18 protein-coding genes are annotated in these 21,860 nt (G+C 66.1%); 14 read left to right on the forward strand and 4 right to left on the reverse strand.

The features are described 5' to 3' along the window. From KA419_01950 to KA419_01960, 3 genes are all read left to right on the forward strand, one after another. The coding region (locus KA419_01950; protein ID MBP7864685.1) for a hypothetical protein at nucleotides 1-854 on the forward strand (854 nt) is incomplete at its 5' end. Nucleotides 855-1,071: 217 nt separating this feature from the next. Continuing rightward, the gene (locus KA419_01955) at nucleotides 1,072-1,617 is read left to right on the forward strand and encodes a hydrogenase maturation protease (protein ID MBP7864686.1); all 546 of its coding nucleotides are present in this window, start codon (nucleotides 1,072-1,074) and stop codon (nucleotides 1,615-1,617) included. Nucleotides 1,618-1,782: 165 nt separating this feature from the next. Then, a complete protein-coding gene (locus KA419_01960) occupies nucleotides 1,783-4,308 on the forward strand; it encodes an HAD-IC family P-type ATPase (protein MBP7864687.1) in 2,526 nt (841 codons plus the stop codon). 200 nt (nucleotides 4,309-4,508) lie between these two features. On the opposite strand, the gene KA419_01965 is transcribed toward KA419_01960, so the two are convergent. Then, nucleotides 4,509-5,321: a CAP domain-containing protein gene (locus KA419_01965; GenBank protein MBP7864688.1), complete on the reverse strand. Its 813-nt coding sequence runs from the start codon at nucleotides 5,319-5,321 to the stop codon at nucleotides 4,509-4,511. 487 nt (nucleotides 5,322-5,808) lie between these two features. Here KA419_01965 and thpR point away from each other — a divergent pair, with 487 nt between their 5' ends. Genes thpR through KA419_02015 form a run of 10 tightly spaced genes read left to right on the forward strand, consistent with a single transcriptional unit; the run spans nucleotide 5,809 to nucleotide 14,934 of the window. After that, nucleotides 5,809-6,378, forward strand: coding sequence for an RNA 2',3'-cyclic phosphodiesterase (thpR, locus tag KA419_01970; GenBank protein ID MBP7864689.1), 570 nt, complete (start codon nucleotides 5,809-5,811; stop codon nucleotides 6,376-6,378). Further along, the gene (plsY, locus tag KA419_01975; protein ID MBP7864690.1) at nucleotides 6,375-7,007 is read left to right on the forward strand and encodes a glycerol-3-phosphate 1-O-acyltransferase PlsY; all 633 of its coding nucleotides are present in this window, start codon (nucleotides 6,375-6,377) and stop codon (nucleotides 7,005-7,007) included. The genes thpR and plsY overlap by 4 nt, the downstream gene beginning before the upstream one ends. Nucleotides 7,008-7,018: 11 nt before the next feature. Further along, nucleotides 7,019-7,210, forward strand: coding sequence for a Trm112 family protein (locus KA419_01980; GenBank protein ID MBP7864691.1), 192 nt, complete (start codon nucleotides 7,019-7,021; stop codon nucleotides 7,208-7,210). Then, nucleotides 7,210-7,722 carry a GNAT family N-acetyltransferase gene (locus tag KA419_01985; protein ID MBP7864692.1) on the forward strand — a complete coding sequence of 171 codons (513 nt, stop codon included), beginning with the start codon at nucleotides 7,210-7,212 and terminating at the stop codon, nucleotides 7,720-7,722. The genes KA419_01980 and KA419_01985 overlap by 1 nt, the downstream gene beginning before the upstream one ends. 15 nt (nucleotides 7,723-7,737) lie before the next feature. Next, on the forward strand, nucleotides 7,738-8,946 hold the full coding sequence (locus KA419_01990) for a hypothetical protein (protein ID MBP7864693.1): 1,209 nt from the start codon (nucleotides 7,738-7,740) through the stop codon (nucleotides 8,944-8,946). Beyond that, the gene (locus KA419_01995; GenBank protein MBP7864694.1) at nucleotides 8,943-10,130 is read left to right on the forward strand and encodes a redoxin family protein; all 1,188 of its coding nucleotides are present in this window, start codon (nucleotides 8,943-8,945) and stop codon (nucleotides 10,128-10,130) included. Before KA419_01990 ends, KA419_01995 begins: the two co-directional genes overlap by 4 nt. A 59-nt stretch (nucleotides 10,131-10,189) precedes the next feature. Continuing rightward, nucleotides 10,190-11,845: a S41 family peptidase gene (locus tag KA419_02000; protein MBP7864695.1), complete on the forward strand. Its 1,656-nt coding sequence runs from the start codon at nucleotides 10,190-10,192 to the stop codon at nucleotides 11,843-11,845. Between the two features lie 14 nt (nucleotides 11,846-11,859). Continuing rightward, the gene (locus KA419_02005; protein ID MBP7864696.1) at nucleotides 11,860-13,305 is read left to right on the forward strand and encodes a peptidase M64; all 1,446 of its coding nucleotides are present in this window, start codon (nucleotides 11,860-11,862) and stop codon (nucleotides 13,303-13,305) included. Nucleotides 13,306-13,321: 16 nt separating this feature from the next. After that, a complete protein-coding gene (locus KA419_02010) occupies nucleotides 13,322-14,278 on the forward strand; it encodes a VWA domain-containing protein (protein MBP7864697.1) in 957 nt (318 codons plus the stop codon). Continuing rightward, the gene (locus KA419_02015) at nucleotides 14,278-14,934 is read left to right on the forward strand and encodes a LysE family transporter (GenBank protein ID MBP7864698.1); all 657 of its coding nucleotides are present in this window, start codon (nucleotides 14,278-14,280) and stop codon (nucleotides 14,932-14,934) included. Before KA419_02010 ends, KA419_02015 begins: the two co-directional genes overlap by 1 nt. Nucleotides 14,935-15,811: 877 nt before the next feature. Here the strand turns inward: KA419_02015 and KA419_02020 are convergent. The 3 genes from KA419_02020 to KA419_02030 all read right to left on the reverse strand — a co-directional run bounded on the left by KA419_02020 (nucleotide 15,812) and on the right by KA419_02030 (nucleotide 21,171). Beyond that, nucleotides 15,812-17,812: an SUMF1/EgtB/PvdO family nonheme iron enzyme gene (locus tag KA419_02020; protein ID MBP7864699.1), complete on the reverse strand. Its 2,001-nt coding sequence runs from the start codon at nucleotides 17,810-17,812 to the stop codon at nucleotides 15,812-15,814. Nucleotides 17,813-17,896: 84 nt separating this feature from the next. Further along, a complete protein-coding gene (locus KA419_02025) occupies nucleotides 17,897-19,663 on the reverse strand; it encodes an SUMF1/EgtB/PvdO family nonheme iron enzyme (protein MBP7864700.1) in 1,767 nt (588 codons plus the stop codon). 188 nt (nucleotides 19,664-19,851) lie between these two features. Next, the gene (locus tag KA419_02030) at nucleotides 19,852-21,171 is read right to left on the reverse strand and encodes an ABC transporter permease (GenBank protein MBP7864701.1); all 1,320 of its coding nucleotides are present in this window, start codon (nucleotides 21,169-21,171) and stop codon (nucleotides 19,852-19,854) included. 137 nt (nucleotides 21,172-21,308) lie between these two features. On the opposite strand from KA419_02030, the gene KA419_02035 reads away from it, so the two are divergent. Continuing rightward, a complete protein-coding gene (locus KA419_02035; protein ID MBP7864702.1) occupies nucleotides 21,309-21,827 on the forward strand; it encodes a hypothetical protein in 519 nt (172 codons plus the stop codon). The last annotated feature ends 33 nt before the right edge of the window (nucleotides 21,828-21,860 follow it).

Raw genomic sequence — 21,860 nt, forward strand, 5'->3', positions numbered from 1 at the left:
CGTGCATGGCGTACGTGGAGCTGAACCCGGTGCGGGCGGGGCTCTCGCGGACGCCGGAGGAGAGCGTGCACACGTCGGCGTGGGAGCGGCTGGACGCGCTGGCGGCGGAGACGCGGCTGGCGATGGCGCTGCGGGTGGCGGAAATGGCACGCCCGCCGGGTGCGCCCGGGGCCTCGGCGGAGGTGCTGGCCATGATCGCAAAGGCGACCGGAGCCGCGGCGGACCTTCTGACGACCGTCCCGAAAGCGGCGGGAGTCTCGGCGGAGACGACGGCGACGACCGGGGAGGGGGCGGAGGTCTCGGTGGAGGCGCCGGCAGTGAGCGGCAAAGGGGCGGAGGTCTCGGCGGAGGCGCCGGCAGTGAGCGGCGAAGGGGCGGGGGCCTCGGCGGAGGAACCGGCGGCAACTACGGATGGGGCGGCAATCCCACCGGAGCTTCTGGCGGCGGCGGAAGCGGAAGGGATCCCGCCGGAGGTGCTGGCGGCGGCCGTGGCAGAGGCGGCGCGGGCGCAGGCGCGGGCGTCATGGCTGGCCCCGCTGAACGGCGCGGGCGGCCGCAAGGGGGTCTTCGCTACGCTGACGGCGGCGGAGTACTTCCGGGTGCTGGACGCGGTGGGCCGCGTGGTGCGCCCGGACAAGGCGGGGGCGATCCCGGCTGAGCTGGCGCCGATCCTGGAGCGGCTGTCGCTGGACGCGTCGGAGTGGCTGGCGTCGGTTCAGGGCTACGAGCGCCGCTTCCGCCGGGTGGTGGGCTGCGCCGGCCGCCTTGCGGAGCTGGCCCGCGCCGCCGGCCTCAAGTGGTTCCAGGGCGTCGCCGCCTGCCGCCGGCTCTTCCTCAGGCCCGAACGGACGTAGAAAATTCTGAACAAATTTCTAAATGGAACCGCCCTGCAGAAATCGCAAGCCGATAGGGCCAGGGAGAGTCTGTTGAGCGTTCGCATCCCCCCTCCGAACCGGGTTGTAAGTTCTCCCGCATCCGGGTCTTTAGATCGAGGGAGGGTTGATGCCGGATGAGGTGTGCTACAATGCCCGGCAGACGGGATTAGAGAAGTGAATGCAGGGAGACGGAAGCATGGTGATTGACACGGGCGGATTGAGGGAAGTCCTCACAACAGCACATCGGAAGGGGGACAAGGTTCTGGTTGTCGGCATCGGCAACGAATTGCGAGGAGACGACGGGATCGGCTGCCTGGTCGCTCGGGATGTTGCTCAAGCCAAACTGGAAGGGCTAGATGGACTCGATGCCGGTATTGCCATTGAAAACGCTTCCGTCACGATCCGGACCGCCGGTGCAGGACTCGTTCTGATGGTGGACGCAGTCCGGATAGACAGCATTCCCACCGGTAGTTGGTCACTTCACCCGGTTGACGCCCTCGACTCGTTCTGCCACACGACTCACTCGGTACCCCTTTCCCTCATCATCTCCGCCCTCGCGGAAAGCATGCCGAAGACATCTTTCCACTTCCTGGGCATTAATATCGGGCCGACCAGCGATTTCGCACCGCTCTCGGAGCCCGTCAAGAAGGCCCGAACGGAGTTGTTCTCGCTTTTCCAGTCCATCTGGCCACAACCACCGAACACAGCCGAGCAGAAGAAACCTCAAGTCATCAATGATTAGCACTTTACTGCCGATCACAAGCCAGGAGCCGCCCCATGACCGTCGAACCATCCGATACAGGACACCCACTCAGGAACCAACCGTCACAGGACACCCAAGCTGCGTCGCTCCCACTGGATGCGCTCCAGAACGTCGTCAACAGCTCCGGGCGCCGTGAGGCTGACCATGGCTGCTGAGCTGCCTGCCGGGCTGTCGGGGGAAGAAGTTCTCAGGCGTTCGGCGGCGGGCCTGTCCAATCGGGTCGAGGCCAAAACCCGGTCCATGGCGCGGATTTTCACCGAAAATATTTTCTCCCTTTTCAACTTCATCATCGGCCTGATCGTGGGCTTCCTCCTGCTCTACTGGATGCGCACAGGTGATCCCCGCTTGGCATGGGACACGGTGGGTGTTCTGATGGTGGCGCTGCTCAACACCATCATCGCGGTCGGTCAGGAAATCAGGGCCAAGCGGGCCCTCGACAAGGTCAACCTGTTGCTGCGGCGCGAGGTGCGGGCGGTGCGGGACGGTCGCCTGGAGGTCGTCCCCCAGGCGGAGGTGGTCCAGGGAGACGTGCTCCAGCTCACCCGTGGCGATCAGGCGGTCGTGGACGGCAAGGTCCTGGAGGCCTCCCACCTGGAGATCGATGAGTCGCTGTTGACGGGAGAGTCCAAGCCAATCCTCAAGAAGGTCGGGGAAACCGTGCTCTCGGGGAGCTTCTGCACGGCCGGCGCTGGCTTTTATCGAGCGGACAGGGTGGGCAACACCAGCTTCGCCGCCACAGTCACGCTCTCCGCCAAAGCTCACAAGCATATCCTGACTCCGCTCCAGCGGCAGCTCAACTTCCTGGTCAAGGCGCTGTTCGGCACGGCCCTCGCCCTGGTGGTGCTTGAGGTCCTGTTCCGCGTGGCACGTCTGGACGGTGGATCCTTCCCGGCCCGGGCCCTGGACCTCTTCTGGGACAACCCGGACACGGATTTCATCCGGAAGCTCGCCACCGTCCTCTCCTCTCTGGTACCCCAGGGCCTGGTCCTGACCGCCTCTGCCACCTTCGCCATCGGGGTATACCGGATCAGCAAGGTAGGGGCCATCGTCCAGAAACTCAACGCGGTGGAGTCCTTCTCCAACGTCCAGGTAATCTGCACCGACAAGACGGGGACCCTGACGGAGAACAGGCTCTCGGTCAAGTTCGTCATCCCCGTGGCCGAGGGCGTGGACGAAGCCGACATCACCGGGTTGCTCGCCACTTACGCTCGACTGTCCACAGAGCAGAACGCCACCATCCGGGCTCTGGATACAGCCGCAGCCTACACCGGCGCCGTCCTGGCCGACGAACTGCCATTCAGCTCCGAGCGGAAGTTCAGCGCCCAGGCTTTCCGCTCCGGGGATACCGAAACCACCCTCGTGCTGGGGGGATTCGACATCCTTTCCCGCAGGGCCGGACCGGCATGGGAACCTCGCCTCACCGTTGTCTACGCGGAGCGCGGGCTCGAGGTCTACCGCAACCTGCTCCTGGGACGCCTGCCGGACCGGGCTGCCCTGGACGCGGCACGAAATGAGTGTCCCTTTGTTCTCGAGCCCCTGGCCATCGTCTGCATCACCGACCGGATTCGAACGGATGTCTACGATGCACTGAAGTGGTTCGAGGACAAGGGCATCGCCCTGAAGATCCTGTCGGGGGACTCGGCCCCGGCCGTGCGGGCCGTCTGCCGTGACATCGGCTGGGAGATCGCCCCCGAGGAGACGGTATCCGGCGACGACCTGGAGGCCATGGACGCGGGAGCTTTCGGCCAAGCGGTCATAAACCGGAAGATCTTCGCCCGCCTCAAACCCGACCACAAGCTCCGGATCCTCCGGGAACTCCGGCGACGGAAGCTCTACACCGCCATGGTGGGCGACGGGGTGAACGACCTCCCCGCCATCAAGGAGGCTCACATGGGCATCGCCATGGAGGAGGGGAGCGCCATCACCCGCGAGGTGTCGGACATCGTCCTGCTCAAGAACAGTTTTTCCCTGCTCCCCCGGATTTTCGACGAGGGAAACCGGATCGTCAACACCGTGGGTTCCGTGGCCAAACTCTTCCTCACCAAGAATTTCATGGTGATATACCTGACGCTTCTCTCCGTGCTCTTCCTGCTGGAGTTCCCCCTGACGCCCCGGCGCGTCTCCCTCATCAACATCTTCGCCATCGGACTGCCGGCCTTCATCATCGCATTCCGCAACCGGAACAATTTCCGGCCGCCCCGCTTCATGCAGGAGATCGTGTCGTACGTGGCGGTGTCGGCCCTCTGCCTGGTGGGGAGCGCTTACCTCGCCCGGTGGGCGGTGATGCGCCTGGCCTTCGGCCACGCCGACCCGACCCTCCGGGCCGAGGACGCCCAGATGGTCATGCTGACGGTGCTGGTGGCGGCGGCGGTGGCCAACTTCCTGGTGGTGGCGCTGGGGAGCGGGCGGGACGGGTTGCGCCTCTACACCGTCTACGCCGCGGGGATGATCGGGTTTTACGTCGTCCTGACGCTGGGGATAACGGATACCGGGCTGCCAGGGTTCCTGAACCGTTTCTACGAGATCCACGTGGTGGAAGGCGCGACCTGGTGGGCCGCCGTCATGGCCGGGCTGCTGGGAGCCGCGGCCCTCTTCGGCCTGCAGGCCCTCCGTCGCCGGTTCTTCCTCGCGGAGGACGCCCGGGAGGGGAAAGAACGCAAGGCACGCTGACGACGCAATCGTTTACAACGTCGTACCAGGTCGAAAATCGAGGGGAAAGCTGAGTGCAGCCCGGAGCGCAGCGCCCTTCGCCTTGGGCTGCACTCAATCTCACACTGCGCGGGCTGAAAGGGTCTCCCCGGTATCCAATCTCCCGGCCGGGTGTTCGAAGACTCGCCCAGATGTTCTCCTGGCCCGTTCGAACCCCGCCTTCATTTCACGGGAATGGTGTAGAACGCCGGGTAGCGGCGCTCGGGAAAGCCCAGGGCCACCTGGTAGTTCCCGGTACCGTACCGACAGGGCACGGCAACGGTGAAACGGTCACCGGCCCACCGGGGACTGAAGTACCCGACCCCGAGGCTGTACATGCCTTTCGGCAGAGGAAACCGCACGCGGGGATCCGGAAAGATGACCGCCACCCGGATTCGATCCCGATCGGAGGGCGGCCCGAGGTAGGTGAAATCGAGTCTCAGCGTATGCCCCGGGCGGGGTCGGGCGGGAAAGCAGCCCACCAGGCGCGCCAGGGGGCGGGCGAAAACCTGGGTGGCCCGCAGGCGGCCGTCCGTTCCGCGGGCGACGCCGACCCCGGTGTGGGTGAATTTCGGGTCGAGGAGATTCCGGCGATGCCCTCCGGAGGCCATCCAGCATCGGACGCAGTCCAGGGCCGTCCGGTGCGGGTCCTCCCAGCTTACGGCGACGATGTTCTCCGCGTAAGCGACGGTGAAGAGCCCCGGGTCGTAGGTCCGTCGCCGGCCGTCGGCGTCGAGACCCTCCCGGTCGATATGGGCGAAGAACCCTCCCGCCGCCATGGATTCTGAGTGCTGGCGGGCCAGGGCCGATAGCCCCTGCTCCCGGATGAGCGGCGTCAACCCGGCCTGTCGCCGCTCCGCGTTGGCCAGTTCCAGGATCTCTGCTTCTACCGCCCCATCCCCTTCGTCGGCATGGACGCCGTCGAAACCCTGAAACAGGGTCAACAACCCCGTGGCGACCAAGGGCAGGATTCCTGAGTGGAGGAGTTTTCGCATACCGGCCTCTCCCCATCAGGGCGGCCCGCTCCCCGGGATATGTACCGCTCTCGAATCCAGGGTGCCGGGCAGCAGACCGCCCCGTCAACCTTTATACGGCGTGCAGGTACGGGGTGTTTTTCAGGCGGTCCCCATCCTGGTTGTTCCCGACGGCTTCACACGGTGCCCCTGCCCTTCAAGCGATGCTCCCTCCCGACAGGCCGCCGAGACGATGCGAACGCTCACCAAAGCATAGAAAGTGAAAGAAATCCATACCGCCCAATGATTGAGTGTCCTGCGCTCACTGCTGCGCTCGTTCTGATTGGGTGTCCTGCGCTCGCTGGTCCTGCACGCGCGCTCGAGGGCCCTCGAGGGTGCCGCCGCCCGGCATTTCCGGGCTTTGCGAGATGGCGGAAACGTCTCTTCACCTTCCCCGGTTTCACCGGTTGAATTTTCACTGGAGGGGCGTATAATACGCTTCGCTATCTTGGGGCCTTCAAGGGGTTTCATGAGATTGTTCATCGCCGTCGAGCTTCCGAAACCAGTGGAAGCGGAGATCGCCCGGTTCCAGGGGGAACTGTCGGCCCTGGCCCCCCGCGGCGTCTCCTGGGTGAAGCCGGAGAACATTCACTGCACGGTGAAGTTCCTGGGCGAGATCGACAACGGTCTCCTCCCCGCACTGCAGAAAACCCTCTCCGGCCTCCGCGTCCCCCCGGCTTTCGGAATCCGTGCCGCGGGCACCGGGGTGTTCCCCCGGTGGGCCGACCCGCGGGTGATCTGGGTGGGGCTCGACCCCCTGCCCAGAGCCCTGGCCGCCCTTCACGAGTACCTCGAGACCGCCCTGGAACCCCTCGGGTTCCCGCCGGAAGAGCGTCGGTTTTCCCCGCACCTGACCCTGGGCCGGGTGCGGGACACCCACTCGATCTCCCGGGCCCTCGACCGGCTTCGGGAGCGCAAGGACATCGTCCTGGGCGAGTGGACCGCCACCGAGTTCGTGCTTTTCCAAAGCGTCCTCAAACCTTCGGGGGCCGAGTACACCATCCTTCAGCGAGTCCCGCTGGGAGGTCCCACCCCATGACGGTCAAACTGATCCTCACCGCCGCCGCCTACCTCCTCGGCTGCATCCCCTTCGGCCTCGTGATCTACCGCATCGCCGAGGGCAAGGACATCCGCCAGACGGGCAGCGGGAACATCGGCGCCACGAACGTGATGCGCTCGGGAAAGAAGTGGCAGGGAATCCTGACCCTCCTGCTGGACGGCGGGAAAGGGGCCCTGGCGGTTCTCCTCGCGAAATGGGTCCTCGACCCGGCCGACCCGGACTACTGGATGTGGGTGTCCATCGCGGGCTTCGCCGTCGTCTTCGGCCACATCTTCACGGTTTTCCTGAGGTTCAAGGGCGGCAAGGGCGTCGCGGCCGGCTGCGGCGCCTACCTGGCCCTGATGCCCCTGGGCACGCTGACCACCCTGGTGGTTTTCGTGCTGGCCATCCTCGTCACCCGCTACGTCTCACTGGGGTCGATCCTGGCGACGGCGCTCTTCCCGCTGTGGGGATGGTTGTGGGGCTACGGCGACGGCCACATGTCGGTGATCTGGATCGGTGTCTGCAGCGCCGTCCTGATCGTTTCAATGCACCACGCCAACATTGTCCGCCTGTTGAAGGGAACGGAGAACAAACTCGGGCACAAGCGAAAGCCCGTGGATCACTGAAGGGGTGAATCATGGCGGTATCCAAGGAACTGCTGGAAATCCTGGCCTGTCCGGAATGCAAGACGGAAGTGAAACCGACGGAAGACGGCAACGGCCTGCGCTGCGCCGTTTGCCGCCGCGTCTACCCCGTTCGGGACGACATCCCCATCATGCTTCTCGACGAAGCGACGGTGGAACCGCCCCCAGCCGGCCCGGAGGCGTGATGGCGAGCCGGGGGACAACCTTCCGCGACGCCGTGCTCCCCTCGGACCCGGTATCCGTACGCGTCCTGGTGGACTCCACGGGCTTTTTCTACCCCGACGAGATCGACATCGCCGTCGAACTCGTCCAGGAACGCCTCGACCGCGGCGAGGCGAGCGACTATCACTTCGTCTTCGCCACGGGCCCCGGGGGGGAGGTTCTCGGTTACACCTGCTACGGGCCCATCGCCGGCACCGCGGAAAGCTACGACCTTTACTGGATCGCCGTCCGCGGGACCGAACGCGGCGGCGGGATCGGGAAAAGCCTGCTGGCCGAGTCGGAAGAACGCATCCGCCACGCGGGCGGGCGACGGGTCTACATCGAGACCTCCTCCCGTGACCTCTACCGGCCCACCCACGCTTTCTACGAACGCCGGGGATACCGCCTCGAGGCCACCCTCGAGGATTTCTACCGGCCCGGCGACTCCAAACTGATCTACGTGAAGGTGTTGTCCGCCTCCCCGGCCGCGCCGTAGCCCGAGGACGGACCGTTGAAGTCCCCCGCCGCGCGCTTCGGCCTGCTGCTCGCCCTCCTCCTCCTGGCAGGACGGTTCTTTCCCTCCACGGGGTTGACCAACGCGGCGGACGAAACCCGGCCTGATCGGCTCTACCTCGAGAAGCCGCTGCTGTACGTGCTGCTGTCCCCCCCCCTGGAAATCCTGGACAACCTCACGTTCCTCAGCCGGAACCAGCACGTTGTGCTGGCCGGGAGCCTTGCCGCGCTGACCCTCGCGTTCCTCTTCCTGCGATACCGCCGCCGGTGGGCCCGGGTCCTGCTGGGGATGTGCTTCTTCTGGACCCTTTACGCCTGGGCGCTGATCCTCTGCGCCTTCCTCCCCCGCCCCATGGCGGCCCTGCGGTCCGCGGACCCGGACGACCTGGTGGTGGACTTCCACTCCCACACCTCGGCCTCCCGCGACGGCCTCCCGTGGTTCGACCCGGAAACGTCCCGGCGGTGGCACACCCGGGCGGGTTTCCACGCCGTGTACATCACCGACCACGACATCGTCAACGCCGCTTTCCGGGCGAAGGCCCTCAACCCCGCCCGGGCCGGAGACGGGCTCGTGTTCCTGCCGGGGGAGGAGCTCAGCCTCTACAAGCTGCACCTGGTGGTGATCGGCAACACCGACTGGATCGACCCGGAGCCCCACTGCGACTCCCCGGGGCAGGTCTTCGCGCTGCTCCGTCAACTGGCCGCCCGGAAAAACGTTTTGGCGATCGCTTCCCTGCCGGAGTATAATGACTATTCTTGGGCCTCCGTGCCCGGGTTCGTCGCGGCGGGGATCCACGGTTTCGAGATGGCGACGGGCGCGCCGCAGTCCCTCGATTTCCCCCGGGACCGGCGATCCGTCGTCGTGGATTTCGCCCGGAGGCGGGGGCTCTTCCTGACCGCCGCCACCGACACGCACGGATACGGGTCCGCCAGCCTGGCGTGGACCGTCGTTCACCTGCCGGGCTGGCGGTCACTGCCTTCCGGCCGCCTGGATGAAGCCATCCGGGAGCGGCTCGTTTCGGGGGGAGTCCAGGGAGCGATCCCGGTGGTCCGCGACACGGCTTACCCGGCGGACTCCTGGAAAACCCCCGGAATCCTGCCGGCGTTCGTCTGGGGGACCGTGAGGTCCCTGAACTGGGGGGAATGGGTCGTCTGGATGGCGGCGACCGGCCTTTGGGTATTCTATCGGCGGAGGAGAATGCGATGAGACCCGGGACCCTCACGGGTTTGCTGTTTTACCTGCTCATGTTGACCTTCGTCCCGTCGCAGGCGACGGAGAGCCCGCCGACTTTCGACCAGGCCTATACGGACTTCAACGCAAAGTGGGAGGAGAAATCCATCCAGATCAAGTCCCAGCAGGAATTCCAGGCTTTCCAGCACTGGCAGTCCGAGTCCCTGGCCGCCCTGATGAAAATGGCCCCGTCCCCCGAGACCGCCACCCTTGCACAGAAGGCGGCCATCGCCCATCTCCTGCAGCTCTCCGGCGACCATGCCAGGGCGGTGGGCCTCTTCGAGGAGTGCCTCGAGGCGGACCCCGCCAACACCAAGGCGGCCACGGACCTGATCATGTCGCTGCTCTCCCTCAAGCGACCGCTTGAGGCCGAAAATCTGTTCAACCGGTTCATCGCCCAGATCGACGAGGAGAAGTCGGGCCGCATCTGCGTCAACCTCGGCCAGGCCTTCGCCGAGGCCGAGGAACACTCCAAGGCCGCCGTCTACCTTCGCCTGAGCCTTCTCAGGAAGATCCCCGAGGACTACCGCTCCGTGATCGTGGAAATGGTGGCCGACAACCTCCTGGAAGCGGGCCGGAAGGACCAGGCCGTCCTCTTCCTGGACGAGCAGATCGCCAAGCGGCTCTCGGACGAACGGGCGGTCGCCGAGTTGGGGACGAAGAAAAAGCAGATCGCGTCCATCGGGACCGTACCGAAGGAACTGGACATTGATCGCTGGATCGGTGAGCCGAAGACCTCCCTCGCAAGCCTGAAGGGGAAGGTCGTCCTCCTGGATTTCTGGGCCCCCTGGTGCGGCCCCTGCCGGGCGTCGCTGCCCGACCTGAAGAAAATCTACGAGAAGTACCACGAGCGGGGGTTCGAGGTTGTGGGCATCACCCGGTTCTACGGGTTCTACCGGGACGCACAGAAGAACATCCCCCGGATCGAGAACCCGGAGATCGAGTACAAGTACATCGCCAACTACGTCAAGGAGACCGGGCTCCCCTGGTACGTTGCGGTCGGGAAGGGCGGGGTCATCCACGACAACTTCAACGTTTCGGGGATCCCCTGCCAGGTCCTGATCGACCGGGAGGGGAAGATCCGGAAGATCGAGGTGGGGTACAACCCCAGCTCCGGAAGGCTGGAAAAGCTCGTCGGCCGGCTGGTCGACGGGAAGTGACCCGGGGCGAGGCCGGCCCGCGGGGGCGGCCCGCTGCGATACGCGATTGAGAGGAAACCATGCGGAAACATCTCGGAGTGCTGGCTGTCGTGCTGATGGTGCTGTCCACCCTGGCCGGGGGGGTCCTGGGCGGGAAGGCCGTCGGCGAGTCCCGGATCAACCAGGACAAGGACTTCCTGTTCAAGAAGTTCAGCGTTCTCATGGAGAACATCAACCGGAACGCCATCCCCATCGGGGAACGCTCCGAGCTGGTCTACAGCGCCATCCGGCAGTTCCTCCAGCAACTCGACCCGCACAGCAACTTCTTCACGCCGAAAGAGTACAACGAGCTGCAGGAAGACAACTCCGGCCGCTACTTCGGCCTGGGGATCCGCATCCGCGCCCTGACCCGGGGGTCGGGCCGCATCGTGATCCTCGAGCCCCCCTTCCCCGGGACCCCGGCCTTCAAGGTCGGCCTCCAGGCCGGGGACGTCATCTACAAGGTCAACGGCGAATCCATCGACGAGTGGGACGTCGACGACGTCATCGACCACCTGAAAGGGCCCAAGGGGACCCAGGTGCACATCACGGTCCTGCGACCCGGCGAGGCCAGGCCCCTGGAGATCGACGTGACCCGGGACGAGATCCCCAAGCTCACCATCAATTTCTATTACCGGATTCGCCCGGGCATCGGGTACGTCAAGGTCGAGCACTTCTCCCGGAGCACCTGGCAGGAGCTTCGGGACGCCCTCGGCAACCTGGACGAAGACAATCTCGAGGGGCTCATCCTCGACCTCCGGGACAACCCCGGCGGCTACCTCGACCAGGCGATCCGGGTCTCGCAGGAGTTCCTCCACCAGGACGCCCCCATCGTGACCACCCGGGACCGCGACGGCAGCAACGAGGAAAATTACACCGCCAAGTCCGGCGGCAACGTGAAGCTCCCCGTGGTGGTGCTGCAGAACGGGAACTCCGCCAGCGCCTCCGAGATCGTGGCGGGTGCGGTCCAGGACAACGACCGCGGTTTGATCCTCGGGGAGCGGAGTTTCGGCAAGGGCCTGGTCCAGTCCGTCTACAAGCTCACCGACGGCTCGGGGCTGGCCCTCACCACCGGCCGCTACTACACGCCCAGCGGCCGCTGCGTCCAGCGCCCCTACAACGGCTCGCTCTACGACTACTACAACCCCCGGAAACGAAAGAACGTCCCGGTCTCGGAAGCCGACGTCAAGTACACCCTCGGCAAGCGGAAGGTCTACGGCGGCGGCGGCATCATCCCGGACGTCGAGCAGAAAGCGAGAAAGCTCAACCGCTTCGAGCTGACCCTCGTCTCCAAGGACGTCTTCTTCAAGTTCGCCAACCTGGCGGTCCAGGGCAAGTTCCCTTCCATCCCCTTCCAGGAATTGAGCAAGACCAAGGGAAACCACCTGGAGATCAACGACGCCGTGGTGAAGGATTTCCGGGACTACATCGAGAGCATCAAGGTGAGCTTCAGCGAGGAGGACTTCAACGCCAACCTGGAGTTCGTCCGCCGCGGCATCAAGGCGGAAGTGGCCACCCGGCTCTACGGTGTCCTGGAGGGCTTCAAGATCCGGGCGGAAGGCGACGAACTCCTCCTGAAAGCCATCGACCTGATGCCCCAGGCCCGCAGCATCCTGCTGAAGACAAAGAGCCTGGTGATGTCGCAGCGCGCGAGGGGCAGGTCCGGGGCCTTCCCCGCCGACGATTCCACGAACTGAGAACGGGGGTGAACATGATCACGGCACTGTGCGCGCTTTCCCTGGCACTGGCGGGAGGCGGTTACGACGCTTTCTTCACCGGCGACACGCTCCGCGTCGACCTCTACCACACCGGCAACGCCACCGAGGAGATGTTCACGGTGGACCGCCTGCTGGTCGAGGGCCCCTGGCCGGGCAGCCGCACCCACCGGGTGGACACGTTCAACCTCGGGCGGCACTATGTCAAGGTCTACGACGCGGCGTCCGGCGAGCTTCTCTTCTCCCACGGTTACGACTCGTATTTCGGGGAGTACCGCACCACCGAGCCGGCGTCGAAGGGCATCTCGGCGACCTTCCAGGAGACCGTCCGGTTCCCCTTCCCGAAAGCGAAGGTCCGGATGGTCCTGGAGGTCCGCCAGAAGGACCAGACCCTCAAACCCGTCTTCACCACGGAGATCGACCCCGGCTCCATCTGGGTGCTCCGCAAGCCCCCTGAAAAGGGCGTGACCGTCATCGACGCCCTGGTCTCGGGAGACCCCTCGAGAAAGGTGGACATCGCCGTCATCGCCGAGGGCTACACCGCCGCGGAGGCCCCCAAGTTCCGGAAGGACCTGGACCGGTGGATGAAGGTGTTCTTCTCCCAGGAACCGTTCAAGGGCCTGATGAAGTCCTTCAACGTGCGGGGCGTCTTCCGGCCCTCCCAGCAGTCCGGCTGCGACGAGCCGAGCCACGGCGTCTACCGCCAGACGGCCCTCGGGTGCACCTTCGACTCCCTGGACAGCGAGCGCTACCTCCTCACCGAGCAGAACCGCCGGCTTCACGACCTCGCCGGGAACGTCCCCTACGACACCCTGTGCATCATGGTCAACCACGCCCGCTACGGCGGCGGCGGCATTTACAACCAGTACTGCACCTTCACCTCCGACAACCAGTGGTTCCCCTACCTGTTGCTCCACGAGTTCGGCCACTCCTTCGCGGGGCTGGCGGACGAGTACTACACCTCGAGCACCGCTTACAACGACTTCTACCCGAAGGGCGTCGAGCCGCTGGAGCCCAACATCACCGCCCTCCTCCAGCCGGGGGAGCTGAAGTGGAAGCACCTGGTCCAGAAGGGGACGGAGGTCCCCACGCCCTGGGAGAAGGACGAGTTCGACCGGCGCGACCTCGCCTACCAGGCCAGGCGCAAGGAACTCAACGAGAAGATCGCCTCCCTGAAGCGCTCCGGCGCCCCGGCGGCCGAGGTGACAAAGATCCAGGAGGAATCCGAGCGGCTCTCGAAGGAGAACTCCGACCGGACCGACGCCTATCTGCAGGCCTGCAAGGCGTGGGGCGTCGTCGGCGCCTTCGAGGGAGCCGGCTACACCGCGAAGGGAATGTACCGGTCCATGCTGGACTGCATCATGTTCACCAAGGGAGCCAAACCCTTCTGCGCGGTCTGCTGGGACGCGGTGACCCGCCGCGTCAAGGCGCTGTGCGAGTGACGGGACGGAGGTGCGAATGAGCGGAGGCTGCTTCGGGGGAAGTTCTTCCGGCCGGGTTCGGGCGCTCGCGGTCCTCCTGGCTTGGTGGGCCCTGGCGGGGGCCCTGCCGTTGACCGCCGCCCCCGGGGGCGAGGACCCGCCCGACGATACCATCATCCGGGCAAAGGTATTCCTGGTCAACCTTTTCGTCTCCGCCACCTCCGGCGGGGACTACGCCGCCGACCTCAAGGCGGAGGACTTCGAGATCACCGAGGACGGGAAGAAGCAGGAGATCCTCTACTTCCGCAACCTTAGCCAGACCCAGGAGATCCCGCTCACCATCGCCGTCTTGGTGGACACCAGCGGCTCCGTCAAGGACAAGCTGAGCCAGGAGATCGCCACGGCGTCCATCTTCTTCCGCAAGATCCTCCGGCCCAACAAGGACGTCGGGGCCCTCATCGAGTTCCACTCGGAAGTGGTCCTGGTCCAGGACTTCACCGACAACCCGGACCGACTGGACCGGGCGCTGGACAAGCTCAAGCCCGGCGGGGAGACCTCCCTCTACGACGCCGTCTATCTGGCGGCGGAGGAAAAACTGTCGAAGGAGGCGGGGCGGAAGGTGATCCTGATCCTCTCGGACGGCGCCGACACCTCCTCGAAAGTAAAGAAGGAGACGGCCATCAAAGCAGCCCAGCGGGTGGACGCGCTGATCTACGGCATCGGGGTCCGGTCCGGGATGTTCCCGTCGGACTTCGGCGTCCTGCAGAACTTCTGCAAGGAGACCGGCGGCCGGTTCTTCTCCCCCGAGCCCACCCGCGAAGCCCTCCAGGAGACCTTCGATATCATCATGAAGGACATTGCGCACCAGTACAACATGGCCTACGAACCGGCCGACCAGGCCCGGGACGGGAAGTTCCGCAAGATCAAGATCACCCTCAGGGGAAAACGCCTCAAGCTGTCTTATCGCAAGGGATACTTCACGCCGGAGGACTAGTGCCTGCAGTCGCGGACGTCCAGACCAACCTCATCGCGGCGGCCATCGGCTTCCTCACGGGGTTCATCATCGCCATTCCCCCGGGGCCCATCAACTTCGCCATCTTCGAGAAGAGCGTTCACAACCACCGTGCGTCCGCCATCCGCCTGATCCTGGGGGCCGTCTGCGGCGATATGGGCTACCTGGTGCTGGTCCTTCTGTACCAGGTCTCCGCCAGCCTCCTCTTCTGGATCAAGGTCATCTTCAGCGTGGGGGGCGCGGCGTTCCTGATCATCCTGGGGGTCTACTACCTCTTCTTCAAGAAGACGCCCGTCCGGAAGCCCCACGAGCCCACCCCCGAAGAGGTCCTGGAGGGGCATTTCTGGACCGGCCTGGTCATCTCGCTGTCCAACCCCTTCTTCATCCTGGCCATGATCGCCGTCACCGACTTCCTCTACTCGGTGAAGGCCCTCGTCCCGCACCCCGTCACCAACATCATCTTCATCCTCGGTTTCGGCGCCGGCGTGTTCACCTGGCTGTCCGAGCTGGGGCGCTTCATGACCAAGCGGCGGGCCCACTTCAGCAACGCCGGGGGCAAAATCCGGCTCACGTGCGGCATCGCCTTCACCTGCTTCGGCCTCTACATGCTGGGGAAGTTCGTCCGGTTACTGTTCTGAACCGCAGAACACGCTGAATGCGGAGAAGGCGCAGAATACGCATGCACCGACGGGTGGAACAGCGAGGTCTATGCCATTCTTTCAACGATTCGGAAAACCTGCTTTCCAACTTTTCATTGGAGGACTCCGGATATTTGTTTGCATCCTGGCAACCATGGCCGCCACCGTTTCTGCACAGCAAATCCTCGTGCCCGGATACTACATCAGCCAGTCAGACCTGGCCATTTCAATTCATAACCACAAAAAATCAGTTCGACATCTTTCAAAAAGGATCAGCCGGTTTTCGCATTCCCCGCTGGAAGCCGACTTGCTGGCCATTGCTGAATCGCTTTACCCCAGGAAAGAAAAGGTCTTGAGTTGGGTCATGACACCTCGGCGCGTTGACCGGAAGATTGCCGTCCCAGTTGATTCTGAAGTCTGGTGGGATTTCAGCTTCCCTGAAGACCCTGACGAGGTGAGGATCGTCCCACTGCCAACCAGGGCGGCTATTCGGTATTACAGCGATTTTCTCGACCACCAGCAATCGGGTGCCAGGTACCATCTAACCCTTTTTATATCTGTTGGACATAGTTGTTTCAAGCGCAACTCTTGCGGAATCAGTGAGACATAATGCAGGGGTCGGGTTGCGGCTTCGAGATGGAGAAAGATAGAATGAGCACCCAACCCTGGCAGGGGTTGAACATCGGTTGCGAAGTCTCCCCGCGCGCCGCCGTGTGGAAATCGTACCCCGCCGCAAGATCCCGGCCGGCGGCGCGCGGGGAAAAATCATCAGGAACCGCTTTTACCACAAATGTTTGTCCCCAACGGGGACACGGGTCTCACCAAGATCGAGTGCGGTGTCCACCTCAATAATTCCGGAGAGATAGAGCTGTTCGCTTCAGAACCGGACCGTCACGGCGAGCCGGAGGCCCACCGACCGGTTCCGCCAGTCCTTGCCGAAGGCGGCGCGGTGGACGGTGCGGCAGTAGGCGTCGAGGCTGTCCCAGCCGCCGCCCTTGATCACCCGTCTGGACGGGTCTCCGTCCCGGGTCCAGGCGTTCCCGTGGGTCGGCGCCAAACCCGTGAGTTCCGGGTGCCACACGTCCTCGCACCACTCCCAGACGTTCCCCGACATGTCATACAGTCCCCAGGGGTTGGGCTTTTTCGTCTTCACGGGGTGGGCGGTGTTCCCGGCGTTGTCCTCGAACCACCCGATCTCCCGGAGTTGACCGTAGAAATAGGCCGTGGTCCCGGCCCGGCAGGCGTACTCCCACTCGGCCTCGGTGGGGAGACGGTACAGCCCCTCGTTTCGGCGGTTGAGCATTCGGATGAACGCCTGGGCGTCGTCCCACGAGACGCTCTCCACCGGGAGACGGTCGTCCTGGAAAAACGAGGGGTTGGAGCCCATGACGGCCTTCCACTGGGCCTGGGTGACCTCGCTGGTCTGGATATAGAAAGGTTCCGCGAAGGTGACCCGGTGCGGGGTTGCGGCGTCGGATTCGACGGCGCCCATCCGGAACGTGCCGGGGGGGATGCGGACGAAGGTCATCTTCAGGGAGTTGGTGAACTCCAGGATGATCTCCTTCCCGTCCGGCCCGACCGTGCCGGCGATGTCCTGGAAGACCCCCGGTTTCACCGGGCCGGCGCCGGTGCCGCCCCCGCCCGGTGAACCCGTCGACGACGCTCCGGCGGACGGGGCTCCCGGGGCCGGGGTGCCCTTCTTCTCGAGGTTTGCGAGATAGACCACCAGGAAGACCAACCCTGCCACCATCCCGATGCCGGTGAGCGTCAGGATCCACGCCAGGAACCGGCGTTTTCTCGCCGGCGCGGTCCCGGTCCCCGCGCCAGGGACGAAGGGGAGCGCCGTCCCCCCGACCGGTGGGGCGGGCGCGGGAAGGAAGGTGGTGAACGCGTTGGAGGGCGGGGAAACGGTCCGGGGCCCGCCGGCCCGGGCCGCGGGAAGGATGTCGGTCCGGGTCGGGGGGGTGGGCGGCGACGGGGGAAAAGCGACGCTGGAGAGTGTTTCGGTGGCGGCATCGGTCTCCGCCGCCGGCGTGTGGCCCCCGGTGGGCAGGTGTCGATGCCCGGGGCGCAGCGACGCGTCCCGGGCGGCCTCCAGGGCCTTGCGCATGGCCCGGGCACCCCGGAAGCGCCGGGAGGGGTCGCGCTCCAGCGCTTGGCGGACAACGGCCCGGACCGGGCCGGGCACCCCGTCGGGCAGGGTTTCGGGCACCCCGAACAGGATGGCGTGCATCAGGGTCGCCGGGTCCTCCTGGGGGAAGGGGAGCCGTCCGCAGAGGAGAAGGTGCAGGAGGACCCCGGCGGACCAGATCTCCGTCGCTTCCGAACGGGTGCCCTGGAAGGCCTCCGGCGCCATGAAGTGGAGGGTCCCGCTGACGGTGGCGCTCTGCTGGCTCGCACGCAGCACCCGGGCGAGGCCGAAATCCACGATGCGGGGTACGTCGCCCTGCAGGAGGATGTTGGAGGGCTTGAGGTCCCGGTGGAGGATGCCCCGGGCGTGGAGGTGGGCCAGCCCCGCGAGGATGCCGAGGGTCATCTCCACCGCCGCCTCGACGCTGGGGGCGCGCCCGCCGTACTTGCGGAGCCAGTCGGCGAGGGAGCCGTCCATGGCGTACTCGCTGACGATGACCACCCGGTCGTCGTAGATGTCCGCCTCGATGATGGGCAGCACGTTGGGGTGCCCGCCCGCGCGTTTCCAGATCTCCGCCTCCCGCCGGATCTGCCCGAGGTCGCAGCACTCCTCCAGCGGCAGTTTCAGGGCGAACTCGGTCACGGCCAGGGGGGTCCGCTTCTCGGCGAGCCAGACCTCGCCGAAGCCGCCTTTCCCGAGGCGCCGCAGGATGGTGTAGGGGCCGATCCGGTCATGGGGCTTGAGCACGCCGGCCTCCGGCAGCGAAACACGGTGTTCGTCTTCGAGCATAACCGAGGACCGAACGGGATGCAAGCCCGGTGAACGGCAGCTCTACTTCGCGCAGCGGATGCCCACGGTGAGATAGGTGACGTTGGCGGCGGCCGAGTCCCGGCGCCAGACGGCGGCGTCCCGGATCCCGTGCTGCCAGCTCCCCCCCCGGAACACCTTGTCCCTGCCGCCGCCTTTCGCCACGGGGTTGCGCTCGCCGCCGGACACCGGGTTCTTCGACCAGGTGTCCTCGGTCCACTCGCCCGCGTTCCCGGCCATGTCGTGCAATCCGAAGCCGTTGACCCCGGCCGGGTGCGACCCGACGGGGAAGGGCCCCGGGAAGGGCGACTCGGACGTGGCCGCCCGGGACGGGTCGATGGCGTCGCCCCAGGGGTAGTCCGCGCCGGCGAGGCCCCCCCGGGCCGCCCACTCCCATTCCGCCTCCGTCGGGAGCCGCCTGCCGGCCCAGCGGGCGTAGGCCCGGGCGTCCTCCCACGAGACCAGCACCACGGGGCAGTCCTCCCGGCCCGCCGGGCAGCGGCCGTCCTTCCAGCGGAAGGGCTCCGCCAGGCGCAGGTACTCGGCGTAGGAATCCGCGGACCAGTTGAAGGTCTTCCGGTAGAACTCGAAGGGCATGACGTCGGGCGCCCGGTGGCCCGTCGCCTCCATGAACCGCCGGTACTGGGCGTTGGTGACCTCGTAGCGGTCCATCTGGAAGGCGTCCACCGTCACGGGGCGGCGCTTCTCCCCGGGGCGGACCGACCCGCTCCCCCAGTCGAAGGTCCCCCCGGGGACGGGCGCCATCTCGCCCGGGGTGACGCCCGGGGGCGATCGCCGGGCTGCCAGCGCCTCCGACAGCGGGGGCACGCGGTCCGGGGGTGTCCGCAGCCAGTCGAGCTTCGGGGGAAGGATCGAGGTGTCCAGCACCTCCCGTTTCACCAGTTCGGCCTCCACGCTCCCCATCCGCACCTTCGCGCGGAGCCGCAAGGGCACGCGAAGGGCGTCCGCGGTGGCCCACACGTGAACGTCCCAGTCCCGGTCGCCGTCGGGGCCGATGAAGTTCTCCAGGCGGTAGTGAATCGCCTCCGCCTCCATCGCGGGCGCTTTCACCCGTTCCCGTTCCCCGGGCCGCACGGTGACGTGCCGCACCCGGGCGAAGTAGACGGCGTCCACCCGCGCGGGCTCCCCCGCGGGGAGCGGGAGGGTCCGCAGCCGGTGGACGAGCGCCGCGGGGTCCAGGAGGACGCCCGGCACGCCCCGGTGCAGCTCGTTCCGGGCCGCGTAGGGGGACGGGAGCCCCCGGGCCCGGGTGGCGTGCTCCCGCATCCACAGCACGGCCTCGGCGGGGTAGTAGAACACCGTCTGCTGGGAGGTGACGTCCCCTTCCTTCAGCAGGTTGCGGGTGTGCACGGAGCCGGCGCCGTCCCCCCGGTGGAAGGCTTCCAGGCTCGACGTGACGGACAGCCCGAACAGGCTGGACTGGAGCCGGGCCGTCATCTCCGTCCGCAGGAGGGTTTCCCCGTTGAACGCGGCGGGCCCGGCGCAGCGGCAGCGCACCTCCCCCAGGTCCAGGGAGGGGACGAGGGCCGAGGGTTTCCAGCGGATCCGCCAGGTCAGGGTTTCCCCGACCGGGATCCCCGAGGGTGGCGGGTTTTGAGCGTCCCCGGTCGATTGAGTGTCCCCGGCCGTTGATGTCGGCGGGGTTTGAGTGTCCCCTGTCGACTGAGTGTCCCCTGCCGCGGTCCCGAGGGTAAAGACGGGAAGCGCCCCGATCGACAGCACGAGGATAAATGACAGCAGCAATCCGGTGAGGGGGCCGATGGCGTGCAACCGGGTTTGCCGGGGACCTCTGGAGCCTGCGCTCACAAGGGGGGGTCGGCCCCGGAGACAGAGGGATCGAGCCTTGCGGCCGTTGCGGCGCGGTTCAACGCACAGCCCGGAACCTCTTTTCCCCGTGACGATCCCTTTTCCGTCGTCCTGTTGGTCCTTCCGGTCGTTAGGGTCCCTTCGTCCTTTCCTCACTCGTACCTCAACGCGTCCACGGGGTTGAGGCGGGCCGCCCGCGACGCCGGGTACAGGGCTGAAACCAGCGCCACCAGGACCGCGAAAACGACACAGCCCGCGATCAGCCAGGCCGGGTAGTGGAAGAGGGTGTCGGGGGCCGGGCCCTGTTGCCGGATGAAGTGAAGGGCCACGAGGTTGACCACCGACGCGACACCCCACCCGAGCAGTTCGCCCAGGGCGCCCCCCGCGAAACCGATCCACGCGGCCGCCATGAAGAACTGTTTGCGGATGTCGCCCCGGGAGGCGCCCACCGACTTCATGATGCCGATGTCCTTCCGGCGCTCCAGGACGGCAATGATCATGGTGTTGACGATGCCGATCCCCGCCACCACCAGGGCGATGCTCCCCACGGCCCCCAGGATGCTGTTGAAAATGAGGAAGAAGACATTCATTTCCTTCAGGATCGAGTTGAGGGAAACGGCGCGCAACCCCAACCTCTCCACCTGGGCCTGAATCGCGGGAAGCCGGGCCGGGTCCCCGACGTTGATCTCCAGCATCGTGTAAAGACTGCCGCCCGATATCCTTCCCAGGCCGCCCAGGGCGTTGAGCTGGTGGAGGCCCAGTCGCCGGGCGGTGTCCAGGGGAAGGAGGATGTCGGTTTTCCTCAAGGGGTTCTCGAAAATCGTCTCGTCCTTTTTCAGGACACCCGCCACCGAGAAGACCACCTCGTCCTCCACCGGGCCAGGCGTGCCACGGGAGAGCATCATGGCCGCCAGGCGGGCCGGGGAGGTCAGCCGGAGCTTGACCCGGCACCCGACCGCCGCAGACGGCTCGCGGGGGAGACCCAGTCGCGGGAGGAGATCCGGGTGAACGATGACGGCTTCGTCCGCGTTGGTGGAAAAGAAGCTCCCGGCCGCGAGTACGAAGCGTTCCCCCCGGAGGTCCTCCGGCACCGAGAACGTGCGTCCGAAGAGGCGGATCATCCCCTTGGGCCCCTCGGCCCGGGCGGGGAAACTGATGACGGGGGTGACGGAGGACACGCCGTCCATGGCGCGAATCCGGGCGACCGTCGGGTCGTCCAGGGGGGGAGGCGGAACGGCCGGCTGCTCGCCGGGCTCATCCGCAACAACGGGCAGGGAGAAGGCGGTGATGACGTTACGGGCATTGTTCCGGGTGACGTGCTCGGTGCTGATCTTCTGCATCCCCAGGCCGAAGGCGAACATGCAGATCAGGGACGCGATCCCCACCATGACGCCCAGCACGGTCAGCGCCGACCGCAGCCGCGACTGGTTCAGGTCCGCCCAGGCCAGTTTCGACGCGTCCCGCCACTTCATCCCCGGTTTCCTCCCGCCCTGACGTTGCAGAGGCAATTGTAACGGAAAAGGGGGACGATTCGACGGGGAAATTGCGAACTAGTGCTTCCGCTCGAGCTGAAATCGCGCTATGATCTTGCCGTTCGAAGGGGGTGCTCATGGACTGCAGGGACTGCATGGAACTCTTCGTGACGCTGGAGAGCATCGAGAAACGGCTGGAGATGCTCTACATCAGCTTCGCCAAACGGTTCGAGCCCGATGCCGACGTGGAGAAGCTCTTCCGGGAGCTCGCCCGGCAGGAGGACAACCACGCGCGGATGGTCCTGATGGCCCACAACATGGTCCGGCAGAACCTCAACCTGATCAAGTGCCCCGAGATCGACCGGGCGGCCGTCCAGTCCATCCTCTCGCGGGTGGACGACCTCATGCGCGCCCGGGACCTGGACCTTCAGGCCGCGGTGCAGGCCGCCCTCGAACTGGAAAACACCGCCTTCGAATCCCACACGGCCGGCATCCTGGACGGTCTCTGCGACACCCTCAGGAACCTCCTGGCGGGGCTCCGCCAGTCCGATCGCCGCCACCTGCGGGCCCTCGAGGACTTCGCCCGCCGCCGGGGCATCCCCAACCCCGTGAAACTCCCGCCCCCCGAGCCCGGCGACGACGAGCCGGAGCCGTAATCCGCCGAGAACCGACAGCCGTCTCACGGCCGC

Source organism: Acidobacteriota bacterium, from assembly GCA_018001935.1.
Classification (GTDB): Bacteria; Acidobacteriota; JAAYUB01; order JAAYUB01; family JAAYUB01; genus JAGNHB01.